This window comes from Massilia sp. IC2-278, assembly GCF_020708045.1.
In the GTDB taxonomy this organism is placed as follows: domain Bacteria; phylum Pseudomonadota; class Gammaproteobacteria; order Burkholderiales; family Burkholderiaceae_D; genus Telluria.
This window is the reverse complement of sequence record NZ_JAJFES010000008.1, coordinates 21,634-41,617: the sequence shown is the minus strand read 5'-3', so window position 1 is coordinate 41,617 and position 19,984 is coordinate 21,634. Positions and strand designations below refer to the sequence as shown.

Here is a 19,984-nt window from a genome sequence, read left to right as displayed (position 1 = left end):
AAGTGACGGACACGGTGACGGACAAGGCGCTATTGTAAGGCACTGCCGCCCTTCCCGCCGCCGGGCGCTGCTTTTTTCGGCAGCAAATGCGCCGCGCGAGGTCCCCGGCTGCCGTTTGTCGTACCCATGCATCGGCATGATGACAAGCAAACATTTGATTTCCCATGCGTTTCAGCAGGGAGGCCCGGGTACACCAGCTGCTATTGTCCAGTTCGTTTCTACCAAGCAATTTACTCACTTCGGAGGATGAACCATGACACCGGCTGACTCGGATTTGGTGTATGCGGGATTTTGGCAGCGCTTCGGCGCTTCGTTTCTTGACGGCGTGCTGATCTACCTGGTGCTGATCATATTTTTACTGGTTGTCTATGGCACCGGCGGCATTGGCGACCCGGAAGCCTACCCGGGAATCGCCAGCATGCTGGTGTTGTACGCCTTGCCGCCGGCCCTGATCATGACGTTCTGGATAAAGAAATCGGCAACGCCCGGAAAAATGGCCATTGCGGCCATCATTGTCGACGCCAGGACAGGCGGGAAGCCCACCACCAAACAGTTCCTGATTCGCTATCTCGGCTACGGATTATCGACCTTGCCCTGTTTTCTCGGCTACCTCTGGGTCGTATTCGATGCCCGCAAGCAGAGCTGGCACGACAAGCTTGCCGATACCGTGGTCGTGCGGCGCAAAGCGGGGATGTCGGAGCAGGTGCGTTTCGAGAAGCCCTTGAACGAACCCGCCGGCTGAGGACATAGTTCCATTGGCAGGGCGCAGTACGCATATTGCGTCCTGCCATGCCTGATGCTACCGTTGCTCCGCGCGGCCGCCTGGCCGCCTTTCCGGAGCTGGGTAATGGTCGATGAAACGCAGTATGAATATGCAGGCTTCTGGATTCGCGTCGCCGCGGCAGTGATCGATTCCATCCTGGTCATGTTCATCACCCTCCCCTTGTTGCTGGCCGTGTATGGCCGCGATTACTGGGTGAGCGAACGCTTTATCCAGGGTCCGGCCGACGTCCTCATTTCCTACGTATTGCCTGCGATTGCGGTCATCGCCTTCTGGATCGCGCGCGGCGCCACCCCGGGCAAGATGCTGCTCTCCACGCAGGTGGTGGATGCCAGGACTGGCGCGAAGCCCACGACCGGCCAGTCGATCGGACGGTATTTCGGCTATTACGTCTCGACCATCCCGCTTGGCCTGGGCCTGCTGTGGGTGGCCATCGACCCGAAAAAACAGGGATGGCACGACAAGCTGGCTGGTACGGTCGTGATCCGGCGCAAGCAAACGACGCAGCCCGTGTCGTTCACACGCCAGCCCTGAATCGCGCTGCACGCCGCCGACATCAGCGCCAGATCAGCACCGCCTTTTGCACGCTGCCCATAATGCGTGGCAGCGAGCCGTGCCGCCCCGCGCCCTGCCGCGGCGGGCGCCGGCCGCTCCCCCTTCCTTCACGGTACAAGGAGCAACATGGGTATCAACGACTGGCCGGAACAGGACCGGCCGCGCGAACGGCTGGCGCGCGAAGGCGCGGTGGCGCTGTCGAATGCGGAACTGCTGGCGATCTTCCTGCGCGTGGGCGTGCGTGGGCGCAATGCCGTGGAACTCGGCCAGCACATGCTCGAACACTTCGGCTCGCTGCAGCGCCTGCTGCATGCCACGCCGCAGGAGTTTTCAGAAGTAAATGGCCTGGGCATGGCCAAGTATGCCCAGCTGCAGGCAGTGATGGAACTGTCGCGCCGGGCGATCGCCGAACAGTTCTTCCGCCAGGCCTTGTGTTCGCCGGATGTAGTGAAGAACTACCTGCGCGGCAAGTTCGGATTGCAGGCCTACGAATCCTTCGTGGTGCTGTTCGTCGACGTCAAGAACCGCCTCATCGATGCGCAGGAAATGTTTCGCGGTACGCTGACGCATACCAGCGTCTACCCGCGCGAAGTGGTCAAGGCGGCGCTGCGCCGGAATGCCGCCAGCGTGATGCTGGCGCATAACCACCCGTCCGGCGAATGCGCGCCCAGCGAGGCCGACCTCAGCCTGACCCATGCCCTGGTCCAGGCACTGGCCCTGATCGATGTGCGTGTGCTCGACCATTTCGTGGTGGCCGGGACCCAGGTGCATTCGTTTGCCGAACACGGGCAGCTGTGACGGCTGCGCACTGCTGCCGTCACTTCACATCCGCGTTACTTGCGCAGCAGCGCCTCGAACTTGCTTTGGTCGAGGAATTTCGTGTAGCCGCTGATCGTGGCGGACACCTCGGCATTCGACATCAATTCCATCATCGCCACTTCGCCAAGCGAGCGGAATGCGGACAGCATGCCCTGGCCGCCTTCGGCCTGCATGACTGCGCGCGTTTGTTCGGCGCAATTCTCGGTCAGCAGGCGGGTCACCAGTTGGGCCATGCCCCTATCGGCATCGTTACGGATGGCCGGGGTGATCGTGGTGAGCTTGTTCATTTCCGGGTGGGCCGACATCGAGATAAAGATCCAGCGCGCCAGTTCCGTACGATCCTTGCCGTTGGTACTACTCTTCAGGCATTCGCCGAGCTGGTTGGGGACAGGATTGGCCATGGCGGTCTGGGAAGTGAAAAGTGCCAGACCCAGGAACAGACTCGGAAGGATGCGCATATGCCGCTTTCTTTATCAAAAAGGAATTTAAAAGTGGCATTACTTTAGCATCTTGCGTTTTGGAAACACAAGCCGTGTTGTCGGGAATCGACAGCGAGCATCGTCGGCAGCTGCCGCTTTACTGTTCAGTTAACCGCGTGAAAACAAGGCGCTAGCCCTGTTTTTACAATTGTTAAATCAACGAATCCAATCAAGACACCATTGTTTTTCGCAAGTGATTGATTCCGCGATAGTTTTCACGCTATACTCTCGTTTTTCCGAATTCGGAAGTTTATTCTTAAGGAGTGCGCTATGGCACGTGTCTGCCAAGTTACTGGCAAGGGAGTTATGGTTGGCAACAACGTCTCCCACGCAAACAACAAAACGAAACGCCGTTTCCTGCCTAACCTGCAGAACCGTCGCATCTACGTCGAATCCGAAAACCGTTGGGTCTCGCTGCGTTTGTCGAACGCCGGCCTGCGCGTTATCGACAAGCTGGGCATCGACGCCGTTCTGGCCGACATGCGCGCTCGTGGCGAAAAAGTCTAATTAGGGAGCTATCATGGCAAAAACTGGCCGCGACAAAATCAAGCTGGAATCGACCGCAGGTACTGGTCACTTCTACACCACCACCAAGAACAAGCGCACGATGCCGGCGAAGATGGAAATCATCAAGTTCGACCCGAAAGCACGCAAGCACGTTCCGTACAAGGAAACCAAGATCAAGTAATCGATCCTGGTTCAGTACAAGAAAAGCCGCCCACGCAAGTGTGCGGCTTTTTTGTTGCCCGTTGCGCCCGCTGCAGGTAACGCTACGGGCGAAAAAAAAGAGCGGGCAAGCCCGCTCTTCTTCCTGAACGCCTGTGCGGCGTTTATGCCTTGTTGGCGCGCTTGCGTGCCACGACGCCGGCGCCCAGCATGGCGATGCCGAACAGGGCCAGCGAACCCGGCTCCGGCACTTCGGTCGCCAGCTTGAACTGGCCATTGTTCGAGAACAGGAAGTATTCGCCTGGCTTGTTGGCGTAGGTCGTACCCTTGGTGCAGCCCTTGCCCTTGAAGCCGGAGAATTCGCAGACCAGCTCGCTCACCAGGACCTTGTCCGGCTTGGCCACATTGTTAGCATTGGTGAAAGCGAACGACAGGATGGACTCGGTCGACAGGTCTTTGCCTTTGCTGTCGAAGAAATACCCGGCCTTGATGGCACCGGCGTCGGCCGCTGCCATCACACTGACCTGGCCATTCCCGGTCGGTTTGCCGGTTGCATCCACCAGGCCGCCACCGCCGGCCAGCACATTGAACTTGGCGATCTCGCTGCCCAGGTTGGCGCCATAGACGCCCGCGGCCGAGCCATATTCGCCGTCGACCGGGTTCTGGTACATCGTGATGGTACCGCCGGTGAATTCAAACGCGCCATTGAAGGTGCCAGTGCCCGAGGCCTGGAAGACGGCGCTGATATTGCCGCCTGCATACTTCACCGGGAACAGTGCCGCTTTGCTGTCGGCTTGCGTAATGTTGAAAACGGCGTGCTCGACGAACGTGAAGGAACCCGCACCGTTCGGGGTCAGCTGGATGAAGGCATTGCCGTTCACATCCAGGTATTCGTTGATCTTCTGGCCACTGGCAAAACCGCCGCCGTTCGGATTGAAGACCCAGTTGTTCATGACTGCGCTGTTGACGGCAGCATTGGCATTGGCAAACGACAGGGCCAGGGCAGCGGCGCAGGCCAGCTTGTTCAGAAATTTCATAGTCAGCTCTTTATCGGTGGAAATCGGTTTTGCGAATACGAAATGAGAAGCAAGTCCTGTGCCACAAATATATTTACGATTGGAATCAATTACTTGTAGGAATCCCGGCTATCCCGATTACAACAGTTGTAAAGAAACTCGACAGTATGCATGCAGGCTGCATACCCATCGCGCCTGCGCCACAAACAACAACGGCTCCCGCAGGAGCCGTTGTCGATCAACGCAGGAAGGCGTTTATGCGTAGCTACGCAGGCGCAGCGAGAACTCCTGCAGCGACTTGATGCCCGAGGCTTCGGCGCGCGTGCACCAGTCTTGCAGCTGCTGCAGCAGCTGGTCGCGGGTCGAATGCGAACGCTCCCAGATGGCGCCGAGTTCCACACGCATCTGGTGCATGGTCTCCAGCGCCTTGCTGTGCTTGAACAGCTCGATCAGCTGGGCCTTTTGCGACAGTTCCAGCTTGCCCGGCTCGCGCTGCAGCAGCTTGCGCGACGATTTCAGGAAGCGCGCTTCCAGCTCGGCCTTGTGCTTCAGGTGCTCGAATTCCTCATGGAAGGCGTGCTTGACCGACTTGGCATATTTAGCCATCACATCGTAGCGATTGGTGATCACCGACTGCAGGGTTTCCAGGTCGGCGACAACCTTGTCCTTGGCCAGCTTCGGCTTCGGTGCGACTTTCTTCACCTTTGCCAGTCCAACCATTTCCATGGCGCGGATATACGCCCAGCCGAGGTCGATTTCATACCACTTGCTCGACAGCTTGGCCGAGGTGGCATAGGTATGGTGGTTGTTGTGCAGCTCTTCGCCACCGATCAGGATGCCCCACGGGAAGATGTTGGTGGCCGCATCGTTGCAATCGTAGTTGCGGTAGCCCCACCAGTGGCCCAGGCCATTGATGATGCCGGCTGCGGTAATCGGAATCCACAGCATCTGGATGGCCCAGATGGTGATGCCGATCACGCCGAACAGCACGAAATTAATGACCAGCAGCGCCGAGACGCCGGCCCAGCTGTAGCGGGTGTACAGATTGCGCTCGATCCAGTCGTCCGGCGTGCCGTGGCCGTACTTTTCCAGCGTTTCCTTGTTCTTGCTTTCGACGCGATACAGCTCCGCGCCTTCCAGCAGCACTTTCTTGATGCCGCGGGTTTGCGGGCTGTGCGGATCTTCCTCGGTATCGCACTTGGCGTGGTGCTTGCGGTGGATGGCGGCCCATTCCTTGGTCACCTGGCCCGTGGTCATCCACAGCCAGAAGCGGAAGAAGTGGCTCGGGATCGCATGCAATTCCAGGGCGCGGTGCGCCTGGTGACGGTGCAGGTAGATAGTGACGCCGGCAATGGTGATGTGCGTCACCACCAGCGTGTAGATCACGACTTCCCAGGGGCTCAGGCCGATGAGGCCGGTGGTCATGAATTCCAGCACAGAATGCAGGATATTGCTAAAGGTCATTACTGCTCCAAGTTAAGGTCAGACTGTACTGCGCGCCGATCTTTCTGTGAGGCAGTCGCGCGAGGCAGCGCGTACGCGCCGGCCAAACAATCCCGCATTCTACGCACTTTCTCATGACGCACAGCACGAACGACGCATATAAATGCGCTTCTTTACCTAACGTGCGCCATCCTGTTAGTGAATATGCATTAGGACTGTTGCGCTGGAGGCGGATTCTGCGGTGGCAGGCCGAGACGGATGGCGCCGGCATGCACCAGCGCGTAGATGTTCCGGTTCACGGCCGAGATCACGCCCCCGCTGCCCTTCTCCGGATCGACGATCGAGAAGCCGAGTTCGAGCTCGTAGCCATGCGGCCCGAAAGCGTTCAGCTGCACCGAGGGCGCAGGCTCGGCCACCACGCGCTCGACCTCGTCGGCCTGGCGCGCCAGCAGCGCCATCACCTCGTTCAGGTCGCTGTCGTAGGCGACCGTGATCTTCGTGTTCAGGCGCACCGCTCGGTTCGTGCCCGACTGGTTTGTTACGACACCGGTGATCAGCATTTCGTTCGGCAGCAGGGTCTGCGTACCGTCAAGCGCCTGCAGCACGGTATAGCGGGTATTGATGCGCGCCACGCGGCCGGAATACTTATCCACGGCAATCGGATCGCCGATCGACAAACTGCGCTCGAACAGGATGATGAAGCCGGACACATAGTTACTGGCAATACGCTGCATGCCGAGACCGAGGCCGACACCGAGCGCGCCGCCGAAGACCGACAAGACCGTCAGGTCGAGCCCGACCAGGCCCAGGCTGACCAGCACCGACACCAGGATCAAGATTGCCCGCCCCATGCGCGCCAGCACCACGCGCAGCGAGGTGTGCATGCCCTCGAGGCGCATCAGGCGCTCTTCCAGCGCGGCGCCGGCCCACAGGGCCAGCATCATCAGCACGACAACCGATGTGACCGCCTGCAGAATCGCCAGCAGCGACGCTTCGTTTTTTCCGAGCGGAATCTTGCGATGCTCAAGGAAATGGAGAATATCGGGCCATTGCCCGGTGAGATAGAGCGCCACTCCGACCCATACCAGCAGGGCCAGGATCTTCTCGAAAGTCTGCAAGGCCGTGCCCAGCGGACCGCGCCGCGCAAACACCCGCCGCAACAGGTAGAACACGATGCGGATCAGGGCCATCGACGCGAACAGCGGCAAGGCCACCGCCAGCAGGTGCACGTTCTGGTATTGGGCCAGGATGCCCTTGGCCAGCCACACGCCCCCGGTGATCAGGAGCGGAGCCAGCACGCGGCCGAAGCCTTCGACACCGAGGCGGCGAATCGCCCCGGCGTTGTCGTCCTCGTGCAGCCAGCTGCGCCGGATCAGGCGCGCCAGCAGCAGGCCGACCAGCACCGCGGCCACGATCGCCAGCGCCTGCCACAGGATGCGCGGGTTACTGATGTCCTCGAGCAGGTCCTGCAGCAGGTCGGTCAGCGGCATCGTTTGCACGTTGTGATTTACTCCGCGTCGGCTTCAGGCGAGGCCGCCTTCGGCGCTTTCGCGGCCATCGGCTTGCGTTCCAGCACGGCGGCAAAGAAGCCGTCGGTCTGGTGCTTGTGCGGCAGCAGCTTCAGGTAATCGCCCATTTCCAGGTCGATCTTCTGCTCGGCCAGCACCTTGTTCATCGGCACCAGCTCGAAGTCCGGGTGCGAAGCCAGGAATTGCTCGACGATGACGTCGTTCTCTTCGTTCAGCAGCGAGCAGGTGGCGTACACCAGGCGGCCACCGCCCTTCAGCAGGCGCGCGGCGCCGTCCAGGATCGAAGCTTGTTTCTCTTGCATCTCGGCCACGGCGCCTTCCGGCTGGCGCCATTTCACGTCCGGGTTGCGGCGCAGGGTGCCCAGGCCCGAGCACGGGGCGTCGACCAGCACGCGGTCGATCTTGCCGGCCAGGCGCTTGATCTTGGCGTCGCGCTCGTGCGCGATCAGCACCGGATGCACGTTCGACAGGCCGCTGCGTGCCAGGCGCGGCTTCAGCTTCGACAGGCGCTTTTCCGACACGTCGAAGGCGTACAGGCGGCCGGTATTGCGCATGGTCGCGCCCAGGGCCAGGGTCTTGCCGCCGGCGCCGGCGCAGAAGTCAACCACCATCTCGCCGCGGCGCGCGGCCAGGATCTGGGCCAGCACCTGGCTGCCCTCGTCCTGCACCTCGATCGCGCCTTCCTTGAACAACGGCAGGCCTTGCAGGTTCGGCTTTTTCTTGACGCGCAGGCCGAGCGGCGAATACGGGGTCGGCTCGGCCACGATCGGCGCTTCGGCCAGCTTGGCGATGACTTCGTCGCGATTCGCCTTGATGGCGTTCACGCGCAGGTCGAGCGGGGCCGGCGTATTCAGCACGGCGGCCAGTTCCTGGGCATCGCTTTCGCCGAACTGGGCGACGAGCTTGTCGTACAGCCACTGCGGCATGTTGGCGCGCGCCAGCGGCGGCAGCAGGCTGCGGTCGATTTCCTTGATACGGGTCAGGAACGCGGTTTCGTCTTCGCTCAAGCCGCCGAGGGCGTCGATGCCGACGGTTTCCGACAGGCCCAGCAGGGCCAGACGGCGCATCGACGGCGTGCCGCCGGTGCCGCCGAAATCGGTAAAGAAGGTCTTGTTGCGCAGCACGGCGTACACCGCTTCGGCAACCACGCCGCGTTCGCGCGGACCGAGACGCTGGTGGTCCTTGAAGTAGCGCGACAGGGTGACGTCGGCCGGGGCCGTAAAGCGCAAGATCTCGCGCAGCACCTCTTCGGTGTTGCCGAGAATTGCTGGTGGCAATCTCATGGAATTCCTTGAATCAGATACGTATAAAAATCAGGCGGGCTGCGCGATGCGCACGCCGCCTTGTTCGATGCTTAGCCTGTCCTCGATGAACAGGCGAACGGCGTAGGGATACAGCTTGTGTTCTTCGGCCAGCACGCGCGCTGCCAGGCTGTCTTCGGTATCGCCGGGGAGCACGGGTACGCGCGCCTGGGCCACCATCGGGCCGTGATCGAGCTCGGCGGTGACGAAATGCACCGTCGCCCCATGCTCGCGCTCGCCCGCTTCCAGTGCCTTGCGGTGCGTGTCCAGTCCGGGATAGGCCGGCAGCAGCGAAGGATGGATGTTCAGCATGCGCCCTTCGTAATGGGCCACGAAGGGCGCCGTCAGGATGCGCATGAAGCCGGCCAGCACCACCAGGTCAGGGGCAAAGCGGTCGATTTCGCGCTGCAAGGCGGCATCGAAACTGGCGCGGTCCGGGTAGTTCTTGCTTGGCACCACGGCGGTCGAGATACCGTGCGCCGCGGCAAATGCGAGGCCACCCGCGTCGGCCCGGTTGCTGATCACTGCCGCCACCCGCGCCGCCCAGCCTTCCAACCGGGCCGCCCGCACGACCGCTTCCATGTTGCTGCCGCGGCCGGAGATGAGGATGACGATGTTTTTCATAGCGCGCATTGTACCGTATGCGCGTGGCGCAACTGTGGTATGGAAAAGCAGGAATCAGCCTTGACCGGCTGACTACAGACTGGATGAAGGGCCGGATTCCAGGCCGGCCGCGTCGATCTCAAAGGAATAGAAAACGCGGAAGGGAACACGCTTCTCGGCCCAGAATTCGGCCGCGTCGCGGAACACGTCGAGCAGGGTTTCGCGCGCTTCCTTGTCAAACTTTTGCGTATTGGGCAATTGCTCCAGCACGACGAGGAAGCCAGGCTGGGGACCGGCGCCGTGGATGGTTTCAGTCAGCGTGGCACGCAGGGCGTCGAAATTCTTGCTGGAGGGTTTAGGGAAGTGAAATTGTTCGCCGATGCGGGCGCACACTTGCTGCTTGGTCAACGCGTTGGCGCAGTGCGCATACAGGAAATGGTGGCCCATGCGCGCCGCCTCTTCCTGCAGTTCCGGCACCCGATAGGCCCGAATGGACTGCACAAGATTGGACGGCACTCTCATCAACAAACTCATTTTTCCCTCAAGTCGACCTGGTGTAGTGGTTCGAATCGCCGGGGACTGCTCACCATGCACGCCCGGGCGGCAACGCTGCTCTCCTAAATCGTTTCCACGCGCCAATAAACCCTAATTTGTGTAAGGGTAACGTTTTGTAGTTACCGAAGCAACCCGAATGTGACTTTGCGGCCCAAAATTGAAAAAATCTGGCGCATTTCAATCCGAATCCGCACGATTTGACGTGTTTTGTCATTCTGGCGCGGCAAGGCTGCTCTGCCGTTCGCTGTTACATTTTGTTGCCACGTAGATTGGTTTTACGCGGCCAGCAGGATTAACATACATCTGTGGATGAAAAAATCCGCTCTTACCAACAGCACCGGACGAACGAGGTTCAGCATGAACATGAAAACCAAATTGATGATTTCCGCCCTGGGCCTGTGCGCGCTGCCGCTCGCCCAGGCTGCCGACTTCGAGGATTTCGGCCGCGTGGTGCGGGTACAGCCGCGCGTCGAACAAATCCGCCAGCCGCGCCAGGAATGCCGCACCGAATACGTGCAGGTGCCGGTCCAGCAGCAGCGCGGCGCCGGTGGCTCGGTGGTCGGCGGCATTGCCGGCGCCCTGCTGGGCAGCCAGGTCGGCAGCGGAAGCGGTAAAGTCGCCGCCGCCGCCGCCGGTGCGATCGCCGGCGCCGTGGTTGGCGACCGTGTGGAAAACAACGGCCGCAACTACGACCAGGGCGTGCAGGAACAGGCCGTGCGCCAGTGCCGCACCGTCGATTCCTTCGAATCGCGCACCACCGGCTACGACGTGACCTACGAATACCGCGGCCAGAACCACACCGCCTTCATGAGCCGCGACCCGGGCAACCGCATCCGCCTGCGCGTGTCGGTCGAGCCGGACCAGCAGTATTAATCAGTCATCGTTGTAGCTTAGTTGTATCGGCTCGGAGGACGCCCCCTCCTTCTCCGCGCCGCCTCTCCAATCCCGTTGCGCTTGCGCAGCGGGAACCCCTCCCCCGATAATAGGCCGATTCAACAGGTCGCCCTATGCTCATCAAACGTAAATCCATCGAACTCGCCGAATCCTCGCGCCGGCCCGCACGCAAACCGAAATTCGCGCCCGTGACGTTGTCCGAACAGGACGGCGTACGCTATCTCCACTTCGGCACCGAATGGGTGCAGGGCGCCATGCGCATCCGTAAACCCGATTGGCCGGAACTCGAATACGCGCAGCAGATGATGGCCTGGATGCTGTTCATCGAATCGCCACGCCGTATCGCCCAACTGGGCCTGGGCGCCGCCACGCTGACCAAATTCTGCTACCGCCAATTTCCGGACGCATTGGTGACCGCCGTCGAACTCAATCCTTCGGTGATCGCCATTTGTAACACCATGTTCAAACTGCCGCCCGAGGATGAGCGCTTCAATGTGCTGGAAATGGATGCGCTGGACTTCGTCGAAGACCCGGAAAACCACGGCGCCTTCGACGTGCTGCAATGCGATTTATATGACGCCACCGCCAAGGGCCCGGTACTCGACACGCCCGAGTTCTACCGCGCCTGCAGCGATTGCCTGGCGCCGGGCGGCATCATGACGGTGAACCTGTTCGGCGACCATCCAAGCTACAACAAGAACCTGAAGGCGATGAAATTCGCTTTCGACAGGGTGATTTGCCTGCCCGAAGTCCACGACGGCAATGTGGTGGCGCTATGCTTCAAGAACGCGCCGCAACTCGACGGCGCGGCACTGGCAGCACGCGCGGCGCAGATCGTGGCCGCCACCAAATTGCCGGCCAAATCCTGGGTCAAAGGACTTCAAGCAGGCATCGAGGCATCGCGCTAACAGCGTATTGAACAGAGGGATCGATGAACGCCAACGCACCGCAAACCGCTTCCCTCCCCCGCCCGTCCCAGCGGCCGCGGCGCCTGGACTTGCAGGCGATCTTTTCCTGGCTGCTGGCCGACGGCATCGTCGAAAAAGACAAGGTCAAGGCCCATTTCGCCCAGGCCCAGGGCATTCTGAAAAACGCCGCCGGCTCGATGCATCCGCTCACCGCCGTCGCGCAATGCAAGCTGCTGTCGAACCAGCCGCCGCACCGCCTGCTGACGCTCGACATTCTCACCGAATGGTGCGCCGCCAAGGTCGGCCTGCCCTTCATTCGCATCGACCCGTTGAAAATCGACTTCACCCGCGTGGCGGACGTGATGTCGGCCAGTTACGCGGCGCGTTTCAATATCCTGCCGGTCGACATGAACGCCACGACGCTGACGGTGGCCACGGCCGATCCCTTCGCCATCGAATGGGAAAACGAGATCGCCAGGATTTCGCGCCGGCGCATCGAACTGGTGCTGGCCAATCCCCTGGATATTGCCCAGTACATTTCCCAGTTCTTCAGCCTGGCGAAATCGATCCGGGACGCCAGCAAGACGAATGCGCAGGATGTCGCGCTGCGCAACAACTTCGAGCAACTGGTCGAGATGGGCAAGGCGAACAAACAGTTCGACGCCAACGACCAGCACATCGTCAACATCGTCGACTGGCTATGGGGCTATGCCTTCGAACAGCGCGCATCCGATATTCACCTGGAGCCGAAACGCGAATTCGCCGCGGTTCGTTTTCGCATCGACGGCGTACTGCACCAGGTGTACCAAGTGCCAGCTGCCGTCATGCTGGCCATGACTGCGCGCATCAAACTGCTGGGACGCATGGACGTGATCGAAAAGCGCCGCCCGCAGGATGGCCGCATCAAGACCCGCACGCATAGCGGCCAGGAAGTCGAGTTGCGTTTGTCGACCATGCCGACCGCGTTCGGCGAAAAGCTGGTGATGCGGATTTTCGATCCGGAAGTCGTGGTAAAAACCTTGCCGGAACTGGGATTTCCGCCCGTCGATGCCCAGCGCTGGGATGCGCTGACGAATCAGCCGCACGGCATCATCCTGGTGACCGGCCCCACCGGCTCGGGCAAGACCACGACGCTGTACACGACCCTGAAAGCGCTGGCGACCAACGAGGTCAACGTGTGCACGGTGGAAGACCCGATCGAGATGGTCGAGGCTTCGTTCAACCAGATGCAGGTGCAGCCCGGTATCGATTTGTCGTTTGCCGATGGCGTGCGTGCGCTGATGCGGCAAGACCCGGATATCATCATGGTCGGCGAGATCCGCGACCTGGCCACGGCCGAGATGGCGATCCAGGCGGCGCTGACCGGTCACCTGGTGCTGTCGACCCTGCATACAAACGATGCGCCGTCGGCCATCATGCGCCTGCTGGAACTGGGCGTGCCGGATTACTTGCTGGAAGCGACCATGATCGGGGTGATGGCACAGCGCCTGGTGCGTACGCTCTGCTCGGAGTGCAAGGCGCCGGATGGCGAACTGAGCAACGATGTCTGGCAAAGTATCGGCGGCACGTGGAACTTGCCGAAGCCGGAGACGGTCTATCGGCCTATAGGATGCCCGGAATGCCGGCAGACGGGGTATCGCGGACGGACCGGCTTGTACGAACTGCTGACGGTGTCGGAAGAATTCACGCAGCTGATCGGCGCGTCGGCAGACCTGCAGGCGCTGCGCCAGCAAAGCGTGGCCGACGGCATGAAGCCGCTGCGCATTGCCGGGGCGATGAAGATCATGGAGGGTGTGACCACGGCGGAGGAAGTGCTGAAGGTGACCTCGGCCCTGTCTGGCGGGTGATGCAACTTACCTCTGGCGCAAATCAAAATCGCCGGCTATAATACTGCCTCTTTCGGGTCGTTAGCTCAGCTGGTAGAGCAGCGGACTTTTAATCCGTTGGTCGCAGGTTCGAATCCCGCACGGCCTACCACGAATTTAGCAGCAGCATTGAAGGCGTCATGAGTGATCATGACGCCTTTTTTGTTTTTCTGCACTCGCCGTTATGCAAGGTCGGATTCGCTGTCCATAATTGATCCATCCGAATCCAGTTTTGCGTATAGGAGTTTGGTATCGCCGCCTACGAAGACAGCTCGCGGGTCGGACGGAAGCGTCGCGTCTTTTGCAAACCCTGCCAGGGAGTTATGCACGTAGTTATCAAAAAAGCGAATAATTTCCTCGTCTTTCAATCCTTGCTTGTGTTCGAATTCATCTTCCCATGCCTCGATCAAGGCCTTGTATTGAGGACGCAAGTCTCTCCTATGCTTCAGCCATTCCGCTCTTCTTCCAATCGGCTGCATTTCCTTTTGAATCGCCGCAACATCTGCCATTAATTGATTATCATACAGATCAACGAATGTTTGGAGCCTTGTCATGTCTGGAATGGTGTCCTGTTTTGCCTCGGCCTTGATTCGCTCCCAACGTGCAGCATTATATTTTTGGCGTGCAAGGCCTATATCGCGATCACTCACGCCTCCAACTCTCCTGTTCAGTTCATCCAGAGGTAGTGGAATTTCCCCTCGATCCTCTTTCTCGCGGGTATTAAGCAAGTTATTTAAAGACAAGTCCTCTTGGATTTCTTTTCTTCGGGCTTCCTTCACCTCGGACGACATGGCATTCTTACGCTGCACAAAGCGAGCATTATGATGCCGAATCGCTTCCGCCTCAGCTGTATCGCCTGCCAGCTTCTTTTTAATTGCCCTGAATCGCCATGCGAAATACAGCCGCCGATGATGGTTCATTAAGTCGCCAATGCTACTCGCACCCGCGATGGATTTCATGTAATGATTGTACGACTTTACTAGCTCCGGATGTATGCGGAAGTCTTCGACATTCGCTTCCTTGAACTCTGCAAGCATAGGAACGCCACTACGGACAGCGCATTTATACATGAAGTTCAGTGGAATCAGGCAAAAGTTTTGCGATGGAAGTAATGCACGTCCACCTTCCCCTGGCGTATATCCACCACCTACATCGGAGTGCACACCCGGGTAAATGGTTTCGTGGAAGTGAGATGGCTTAACAAATCTTCCCTTGTCAAAAAAGCTGATGCTATCAACTGGAAACGAATTTCGAATTTCATGCCCAGCAATAAAATGTCGAACGTCCTCGACTGTTTCATGGATTCTCATTTTTGCTCCCCAGCTATCGTGTCCAGCATGGCTTCCTGAGGCTGGGTCTGCGCCTGGGGCACCGCTTCTAGAAAAGGCCAGTTCTATCGGGCGAGTACGAGGATAGTCCCTATGTCTTTCGTTAATCATTCCTTTAACATCCGAGATTGCAGGATTATAATAGTCCATATTATTTCTGCTCATGGTATTACCGACAGAAGCAACGGTGTCAAACAATCCCATAAACCTGAACCGGACATGTGAGCCACCGCTTTTCAATTTCCATTTCCCTTCGCGCAATTCACAGCGCTCACGCATGAGGTCATTACTGAACGCACGCGCCAGCGCCGCGCCACGACTGAAACCGAAAATTGCTATATTTATTTCGACTACGGCATTTGTTTGTGCTGTTCCGTTTGCCAAAGGCTTCGCAAGAAGCCGGTCGAATTCTTGCAGTGCAAATGCAAGCCGTGCATCTCCGCCAGCCCCGGAAATGAGACCCAGCTTCTTCCCCTCATCCCCAATTGCGGGGAAGTTTGTTCCCAAACCAAGGATATAGACCGGCCAAATTCCAGCAGTCGGATCTGCTTCTACATGCGCACGATAAAGCCGTGCCACGCTGCTGTGCTTGCCCAGACCAAGATCCGCTTCCATATTATTGCCGGTACCGTCGAAAAAGTAGGATATCCAAAGATTTCTCCTACAGCTTCCCATCACGCCTTTTTGAAGGCTGGCATTCTTGAACGCCGATGCCGTCGCAGAAGAACCCACGGGCAGGCATTTTCGCGGAGCCTCATCGACCGGGACGCTTTCAGACTGGATGACGGCGGCTCGCAGCGCGTTTTCGGTAGGTTTAAGCGAAGTTGAGATCGAATCTCCTACGCCCTTATTATTCTGGCTGCTGGTCATCTTTACACCTCGGAAAGAGTGAACGATCCGGTCGTTTCTTGTCCAGCGCGAATGCAGGCAGCGATGAATATTCCGTCAGCCGAACCTGAGGCCGACCATTCGGATAAAAATGCGTTTCCAAATACGCAACATTTTTGCCGGACGGTATAGTGACGCTTACTTTCTCTTCTCGATAGAAAAAGTGCCTCGCCGCCTCAGATCTGCCATCAAGGTCCTTGATCAGATATCGACATCCATCGACTTGCCAACGCACCTTGACCTGAACCGTTCCGTTGAGTTCTTTTAGCAAGCGCACGCAACATGTGGTTCCACTTCCTCCACTAGTAGGTGAGCTCTTGCGTATATATCCCCCGCTAACACCATCAACACTATAGTCTTCAATTTCACGATCGGTATAGTTGTATCCGACTAGACCTAACAGCCACTCGCCATTTTGCTGGCTTTCTGGATTTCTTTCAGCGCCCAGCACTGACGATATCCAACACCCAAAAATCAGAACGCAGAGTTTGCTGAGCAGAAATGGCTTGCGATGATGAATATGATTTTTCATACGCACCTCAAAAATAGATCCTCAATCAAATCATCGAGTCTCGTCATATCTCTTGCTCCACTTTTCAGTTCTTTCATGATGTCGATCCATAATGGAGAATCCAATACTTTGGAGCCACCTCGTAATAAAATGCTGCAAAAAATCGAACAGCCCAAAACGGACTCAATGCCCTCGAATTTTGCTTTGGACACCAAGTCCTTTACTCGGAAAAATTGCTCAGGTACGGAACACTCCTTCATTTTTCGTGGAATGACTGTACGGAGCAAGTCCAAGACTTGATCTACCTCAGAAGCCTCTACGAACGCGAATTCTTGATTCGCGTGAAGTTTTAACGGCGCCACGAATGCATCATCAAGATTGAACTTTATTCTGGTTGTTTTCAGCTGACCCGATCGTTCTGGGTAGACCCAGGTGCTTGCCACGCCAAGGAACGCTTCTCGTTCGACCTCGTCTAAAATACTGATGAGAGCCGTTAGAATCCTCGAGTCGTAAAAACGAAATATCGCACTTGCCTCCTCCGACAACTCAGCCTCAAGGCGCAAGCTCAGCCTCATCCTCATTACCTCTACAGGAAGGGGTGATACCAAGAAAATAGCTGAAGAGGTGTCGCTGGCATGTCGGGAAAGCCAGTGTAAAAGGCGTTTTTTTGCGATTAGCACGCCGCGCTCTGCAGCCAGAATCAAAACCGGCGCAACGGCCAAAGCAGACTTTTCTGTTGTGTCATCAAACAACGTGACCCGAGGTACAGAATGTTTTTGCAGTTCTTGATAAACGCCGGGCAAGCCTGCCTGATCAAGCAGCAGATAAACGTTCTGGTCCGGGCTATCGACTGCAGCACTCTGAATAGCATTGCAGAAATCTATAGAAGATATATTGTTCATCGGAGAATAAATGGTGACCCTGCCGCTTGCGCCTTTAATAGACATTCTACACAGATACTTTTCGGCAAAGCCGGAAGTGGATAATCCAATTTAACTGGTCCGGCAAAACTCTTCTTCCCCGCATGCACCACAAGCTTCCCCGGGCATTGCACCGTAATATTCCCGCCCTCGATCGTGATATTTGCCCCGCCCGCCGTCGATAAGCTGATCTTCTTCGCCGCCGCCCAGTCGATATGCCCATGCGCGCTGATTACGTTCACTTCATCGCGCGCCTGTACCTTCAATTCATCGCCCTGCGCCTGGATATCGATATCGTCCTTCGCTGCGATCAGCTGCAATCCAACGCCGCCCTTCCCCGCCTTAACCGCCCCGCCCAGCACGCCGATTGCCTGGCCGGTATGCACGCGCATCTGGCCGCCGCTCACAAACTGTGTGTCCAGCCCACTCATCAACGAAACGGTCTCGCCATTCGACAGTTGCAGGCTCTGTCCGGCACTTGCCCCGAACCCATCCTTGGCAGCAATCGCGATGACGGCCCCAGTCGTATGCGGCACCTTGCCTGTACCCGCCGCCGTATTCCGCGCGCCGACGTCGGCCAGCGCTTCCGATAACGACGCCGTGCCCACCATCCCCGACATCGCCGCCAACAAGGCTTTCAAGGGCGCCGACTGCGCGTCCAGCAAGCTCGCATTCGCCTTGTCGGCGCCAAGATGCGCTGCCAGCCCGACCGTTTGATGTGTCAGCGCAGCAGAATTGAAGCTCTCCGCCAGCCTGGCCGCCTGCCGCAGCAGCCCAACCGCGGCAGCGTTCTCGCCTGCCGGATCGCGTGATGTACCCGCATGCGCGATCCTGTAGCTCGATACAAACAAGCCCGCCCCCGCCCGCACCGCGCCATACGCATCGGTTCGCAATTCCGCCCCCATCCCGCGGAAGCTGCCCCGGTAATTGTCTGCGGTATGGATCAGGTGTCCGAGATTCAGCTCGGTGGTGCCATGCGTGCATTTCAGCTGCACCCGCCCCTGGCCATCGGTATCGTCGAACAGCAACTGGTTGTAGCCGCTGCCGCCGAATTCCTTGCTGCGGATGCCCCATTGCGCGGCGCCGTTGCGGTGGCCGGCGTCGTCGCCCGATGCGCCGTGCCATACCGGACTATTGCCGCCGGCCGAATTGCCCTGTGCCGAAGGATTGTGGTCGTGTGCAAAGGTAAAGACCTTCGAGCGGTCGCCGGTATCGTGCCGTCCGCCCGGCGTCGGTGCAATCCCCCCTTCACCCTGGCCGTTGTAGAGCGCCGACGATGATCGGGCGGTCGATGTCGTTCTCCAGGAACTGCACCAGCACTTCCTGGCCGATGCGCGGCAGGAACTGGCTACCCATGCCGCCGCCGGCCAGGCGCTGGGCCACGCGCACCCAGCAGCTGGCGTTGCGCTCGTCCTGCCAGTGGAAGCGGACGCACACCCGCACGAGCCGGTCGCAATACAGTTCATTGGCGCCGTTCGGCCGGTCGCTGCCATCGGCGCCAATCACGATGGCGCTCTGGGAACCGTGCGCGGTCGGCCTGGCCTTGCTGCGGCCGTCGCTGCCCGGCAGTTGCGGCCGCCATGGCAGCTCGGCCGGAATCGCCTCGAAACAGTTGGCATAGCCGGTCTCGCGTGCCTGCGCGATGGCCAGCGCGACGTCCTGGGGCCAGTCGCGCCCTACGCTTTCTTCGAGCAGCTCGGGAATCGGCCCGAACAGTTCAGCCAGGGCATGCTGTGCGGGCGGCGGCATGTTGTTGACGCCCACGCTGAGCACACGTGTCAGGACAAACGCCGCATCGTTGCCACGTGCGCGCACAGGCAGTCCGGCAAGCTTCAGCCGCGTTCCTGCCCGCAAGGTACGCACCGTCGATCGGCCCGCCCACACTTCGGCACGCGCCTCCTTTCCCTCCATCTGCAGGTCCGCGTAATGCCGTGCCTGCGCCAGATTCGCGAACGTGTCCGCCCCCGGCACGTCGAAGGCCTCGATCGGGGGAAGATTGCGTGACTGTGCGAGGCGGGTTGGCGATCCGATGGCGACGATCTGCTTGGCCTTGTAGTCGTAGCTCGACACCGTGGTCAGTGAGGCTTGCAGGCGGCGCCGGGCGGTCAGTGCCTGCACCGTATCGTCCTGCTCGACGGCGCGCGCCGCGTGGTAACGAATGCCGCCGGCGGCAGCACTCGACAGGTCCTCGGGCAAGGCGCGCGGATGGCTGCTGTCTCCGAACAGCACCAGCATCGGGCCGTCCGCATCCTGCTCGATGCGCCAGCCCAGTCCTTCCTCGGCCAGGATACGACGCACGAAATCGAGGTCGGATTCGCGGTACTGGCAGCAATAACTGCGTGGCAGCGTATCGCGCAGGAAGGGTCCGGTGTCGATGCTCCAGCGCCAGCGCGCCAGCGGCGGGTAGCTGGCAAACACGGCGTCGACGATGTCGGTGACGCGCTTGTCTTGCCAGACGCGGCTATTGCGCACCTGGCCCAGGCGCCAGATCCAGGGCGACAGGCGGATCCGGTAGCGCGCCAGGCCGCCGTCGCTGCCGAGCATGGCCACCTCGGAGATCTCACCGCCGTAGCGTTCACGCTTGCCATCGGCCAGGCAGACTTCCAGCGTGGCCGGTTCGCCGAGCAAGGCATCGAGATCGATGTGCATGCTGGTCGACAGCACGATGATGTCGCGCACACCCACTTCCTGCAGGCCATCGGACGCGACAAAGGCCTCTACCAGAAGGCTGCCTGCCGGCGGGCCGGAACGTCCGTTGCCGATGACGAGTTCGTAGAGGCGGCGCGTGCTCGAAAATTCTGACAGTGCGGCAGCGATCCGCTGGGTCAGTGCCATGCTCATGACCAGATGCACTCCTCGGTAATTGGTACAGACAAAATGACGTCGTGCAAAATGCAGAAAAGCATCTGTCATCATGCCGCTC

General features: G+C 59.3%; 18 protein-coding genes, 1 tRNA gene and 1 pseudogene. 9 read left to right on the top strand and 11 right to left on the bottom strand.

Annotated elements, in window-relative coordinates:
• The first annotated feature begins 253 nt into the window (after positions 1-253).
• From LK540_RS15855 to radC, 3 genes are all read left to right on the top strand, one after another.
• A complete protein-coding gene (locus LK540_RS15855; RefSeq protein WP_229438271.1) occupies positions 254-742 on the top strand; it encodes an RDD family protein in 489 nt (162 codons plus the stop codon).
• Between the two features lie 105 nt (positions 743-847).
• Positions 848-1,315: an RDD family protein gene (locus tag LK540_RS15850; RefSeq protein ID WP_229438270.1), complete on the top strand. Its 468-nt coding sequence runs from the start codon at positions 848-850 to the stop codon at positions 1,313-1,315.
• Between the two features lie 147 nt (positions 1,316-1,462).
• Complete coding sequence (gene radC, locus LK540_RS15845) at positions 1,463-2,134, top strand: DNA repair protein RadC (RefSeq protein WP_229438269.1); 672 nt, start codon at positions 1,463-1,465, stop codon at positions 2,132-2,134.
• Between the two features lie 35 nt (positions 2,135-2,169).
• Here the strand turns inward: radC and LK540_RS15840 are convergent, their stop codons facing one another.
• Positions 2,170-2,556 (bottom strand): hypothetical protein, encoded by a 387-nt coding sequence (locus LK540_RS15840; RefSeq protein WP_229438268.1) that lies wholly within the window; start codon positions 2,554-2,556, stop codon positions 2,170-2,172.
• Between the two features lie 348 nt (positions 2,557-2,904).
• On the opposite strand from LK540_RS15840, the gene rpmB reads away from it, so the two are divergent.
• Together rpmB and rpmG are read left to right on the top strand one after the other, a co-directional pair.
• Positions 2,905-3,141 carry a 50S ribosomal protein L28 gene (rpmB, locus tag LK540_RS15835; RefSeq protein ID WP_005665737.1) on the top strand — a complete coding sequence of 79 codons (237 nt, stop codon included), beginning with the start codon at positions 2,905-2,907 and terminating at the stop codon, positions 3,139-3,141.
• Positions 3,142-3,151: 10 nt separating this feature from the next.
• Entirely contained in the window at positions 3,152-3,322 is a 171-nt protein-coding gene (rpmG, locus tag LK540_RS15830; RefSeq protein ID WP_182991897.1) for a 50S ribosomal protein L33, read from the top strand.
• 142 nt (positions 3,323-3,464) lie between these two features.
• On the opposite strand, the gene pepA is transcribed toward rpmG, so the two are convergent.
• From pepA to LK540_RS15800, 6 genes are all read right to left on the bottom strand, one after another.
• Positions 3,465-4,337 carry a flocculation-associated PEP-CTERM protein PepA gene (pepA, locus tag LK540_RS15825; RefSeq protein ID WP_229438267.1) on the bottom strand — a complete coding sequence of 291 codons (873 nt, stop codon included), beginning with the start codon at positions 4,335-4,337 and terminating at the stop codon, positions 3,465-3,467.
• Between the two features lie 234 nt (positions 4,338-4,571).
• Positions 4,572-5,780, bottom strand: a complete 1,209-nt coding sequence (locus tag LK540_RS15820; protein WP_229438266.1) for a fatty acid desaturase — start codon at positions 5,778-5,780, stop codon at positions 4,572-4,574.
• Between the two features lie 188 nt (positions 5,781-5,968).
• Complete coding sequence (locus LK540_RS15815) at positions 5,969-7,249, bottom strand: mechanosensitive ion channel family protein (RefSeq protein WP_229438408.1); 1,281 nt, start codon at positions 7,247-7,249, stop codon at positions 5,969-5,971.
• Between the two features lie 17 nt (positions 7,250-7,266).
• Positions 7,267-8,571 (bottom strand): RsmB/NOP family class I SAM-dependent RNA methyltransferase, encoded by a 1,305-nt coding sequence (locus LK540_RS15810; RefSeq protein ID WP_229438265.1) that lies wholly within the window; start codon positions 8,569-8,571, stop codon positions 7,267-7,269.
• 30 nt (positions 8,572-8,601) lie between these two features.
• On the bottom strand, positions 8,602-9,213 hold the full coding sequence (purN, locus tag LK540_RS15805; RefSeq protein WP_229438264.1) for a phosphoribosylglycinamide formyltransferase: 612 nt from the start codon (positions 9,211-9,213) through the stop codon (positions 8,602-8,604).
• A 72-nt stretch (positions 9,214-9,285) separates the two neighbouring features.
• A complete protein-coding gene (locus LK540_RS15800; RefSeq protein WP_229438263.1) occupies positions 9,286-9,726 on the bottom strand; it encodes a barstar family protein in 441 nt (146 codons plus the stop codon).
• 378 nt (positions 9,727-10,104) lie between these two features.
• Here LK540_RS15800 and LK540_RS15795 point away from each other — a divergent pair, with 378 nt between their 5' ends.
• The 4 genes from LK540_RS15795 (at position 10,105) to LK540_RS15780 (ending at position 13,526) form a co-directional block, all read left to right on the top strand.
• Entirely contained in the window at positions 10,105-10,620 is a 516-nt protein-coding gene (locus LK540_RS15795) for a glycine zipper 2TM domain-containing protein (protein WP_229438262.1), read from the top strand.
• A gap of 134 nt (positions 10,621-10,754) precedes the next feature.
• Positions 10,755-11,549, top strand: a complete 795-nt coding sequence (locus LK540_RS15790; RefSeq protein ID WP_229438261.1) for a spermidine synthase — start codon at positions 10,755-10,757, stop codon at positions 11,547-11,549.
• 23 nt (positions 11,550-11,572) lie between these two features.
• On the top strand, positions 11,573-13,396 hold the full coding sequence (locus LK540_RS15785) for a GspE/PulE family protein (RefSeq protein ID WP_229438260.1): 1,824 nt from the start codon (positions 11,573-11,575) through the stop codon (positions 13,394-13,396).
• A 54-nt stretch (positions 13,397-13,450) separates the two neighbouring features.
• Positions 13,451-13,526: transfer RNA gene (locus LK540_RS15780), tRNA-Lys, on the top strand.
• A gap of 70 nt (positions 13,527-13,596) precedes the next feature.
• Here LK540_RS15780 and LK540_RS15775 read toward each other — a convergent pair.
• The 4 genes and pseudogenes from LK540_RS15775 to LK540_RS15760 form a co-directional block, all read right to left on the bottom strand.
• Complete coding sequence (locus tag LK540_RS15775) at positions 13,597-15,612, bottom strand: DUF2235 domain-containing protein (RefSeq protein WP_229438259.1); 2,016 nt, start codon at positions 15,610-15,612, stop codon at positions 13,597-13,599.
• Complete coding sequence (locus LK540_RS15770; protein WP_229438258.1) at positions 15,593-16,162, bottom strand: DUF3304 domain-containing protein; 570 nt, start codon at positions 16,160-16,162, stop codon at positions 15,593-15,595. Before LK540_RS15770 ends, LK540_RS15775 begins: the two co-directional genes overlap by 20 nt.
• Positions 16,159-17,088: a DUF4123 domain-containing protein gene (locus LK540_RS15765; protein ID WP_229438257.1), complete on the bottom strand. Its 930-nt coding sequence runs from the start codon at positions 17,086-17,088 to the stop codon at positions 16,159-16,161. Before LK540_RS15765 ends, LK540_RS15770 begins: the two co-directional genes overlap by 4 nt.
• Positions 17,040-19,902: pseudogene (locus LK540_RS15760) on the bottom strand (type VI secretion system Vgr family protein). Before LK540_RS15760 ends, LK540_RS15765 begins: the two are co-directional and overlap by 49 nt.
• Positions 19,903-19,984: the final 82 nt, after the last annotated feature.

What these genes read in the sequence shown, in the direction of transcription:
- LK540_RS15855 (WP_229438271.1), top strand. Translation starts at nt 254, where the DNA reads ATGACACCGGCTGACTCGGATTTGGTGTATGCGGGATTTTGGCAGCGC.
- LK540_RS15850 (WP_229438270.1), top strand. Translation starts at nt 848, where the DNA reads ATGGTCGATGAAACGCAGTATGAATATGCAGGCTTCTGGATTCGCGTC.
- radC (WP_229438269.1), top strand. Translation starts at nt 1,463, where the DNA reads ATGGGTATCAACGACTGGCCGGAACAGGACCGGCCGCGCGAACGGCTG.
- LK540_RS15840 (WP_229438268.1), bottom strand. Translation starts at nt 2,556, where the DNA reads ATGGCCAATCCTGTCCCCAACCAGCTCGGCGAATGCCTGAAGAGTAGT.
- rpmB (WP_005665737.1), top strand. Translation starts at nt 2,905, where the DNA reads ATGGCACGTGTCTGCCAAGTTACTGGCAAGGGAGTTATGGTTGGCAAC.
- pepA (WP_229438267.1), bottom strand. Translation starts at nt 4,337, where the DNA reads ATGAAATTTCTGAACAAGCTGGCCTGCGCCGCTGCCCTGGCCCTGTCG.
- LK540_RS15820 (WP_229438266.1), bottom strand. Translation starts at nt 5,780, where the DNA reads ATGACCTTTAGCAATATCCTGCATTCTGTGCTGGAATTCATGACCACC.
- LK540_RS15815 (WP_229438408.1), bottom strand. Translation starts at nt 7,249, where the DNA reads ATGCCGCTGACCGACCTGCTGCAGGACCTGCTCGAGGACATCAGTAAC.
- LK540_RS15810 (WP_229438265.1), bottom strand. Translation starts at nt 8,571, where the DNA reads ATGAGATTGCCACCAGCAATTCTCGGCAACACCGAAGAGGTGCTGCGC.
- purN (WP_229438264.1), bottom strand. Translation starts at nt 9,213, where the DNA reads ATGAAAAACATCGTCATCCTCATCTCCGGCCGCGGCAGCAACATGGAA.
- LK540_RS15800 (WP_229438263.1), bottom strand. Translation starts at nt 9,726, where the DNA reads ATGAGTTTGTTGATGAGAGTGCCGTCCAATCTTGTGCAGTCCATTCGG.
- LK540_RS15795 (WP_229438262.1), top strand. Translation starts at nt 10,105, where the DNA reads ATGAACATGAAAACCAAATTGATGATTTCCGCCCTGGGCCTGTGCGCG.
- LK540_RS15790 (WP_229438261.1), top strand. Translation starts at nt 10,755, where the DNA reads ATGCTCATCAAACGTAAATCCATCGAACTCGCCGAATCCTCGCGCCGG.
- LK540_RS15785 (WP_229438260.1), top strand. Translation starts at nt 11,573, where the DNA reads ATGAACGCCAACGCACCGCAAACCGCTTCCCTCCCCCGCCCGTCCCAG.
- LK540_RS15775 (WP_229438259.1), bottom strand. Translation starts at nt 15,612, where the DNA reads ATGACCAGCAGCCAGAATAATAAGGGCGTAGGAGATTCGATCTCAACT.
- LK540_RS15770 (WP_229438258.1), bottom strand. Translation starts at nt 16,162, where the DNA reads ATGAAAAATCATATTCATCATCGCAAGCCATTTCTGCTCAGCAAACTC.
- LK540_RS15765 (WP_229438257.1), bottom strand. Translation starts at nt 17,088, where the DNA reads ATGTCTATTAAAGGCGCAAGCGGCAGGGTCACCATTTATTCTCCGATG.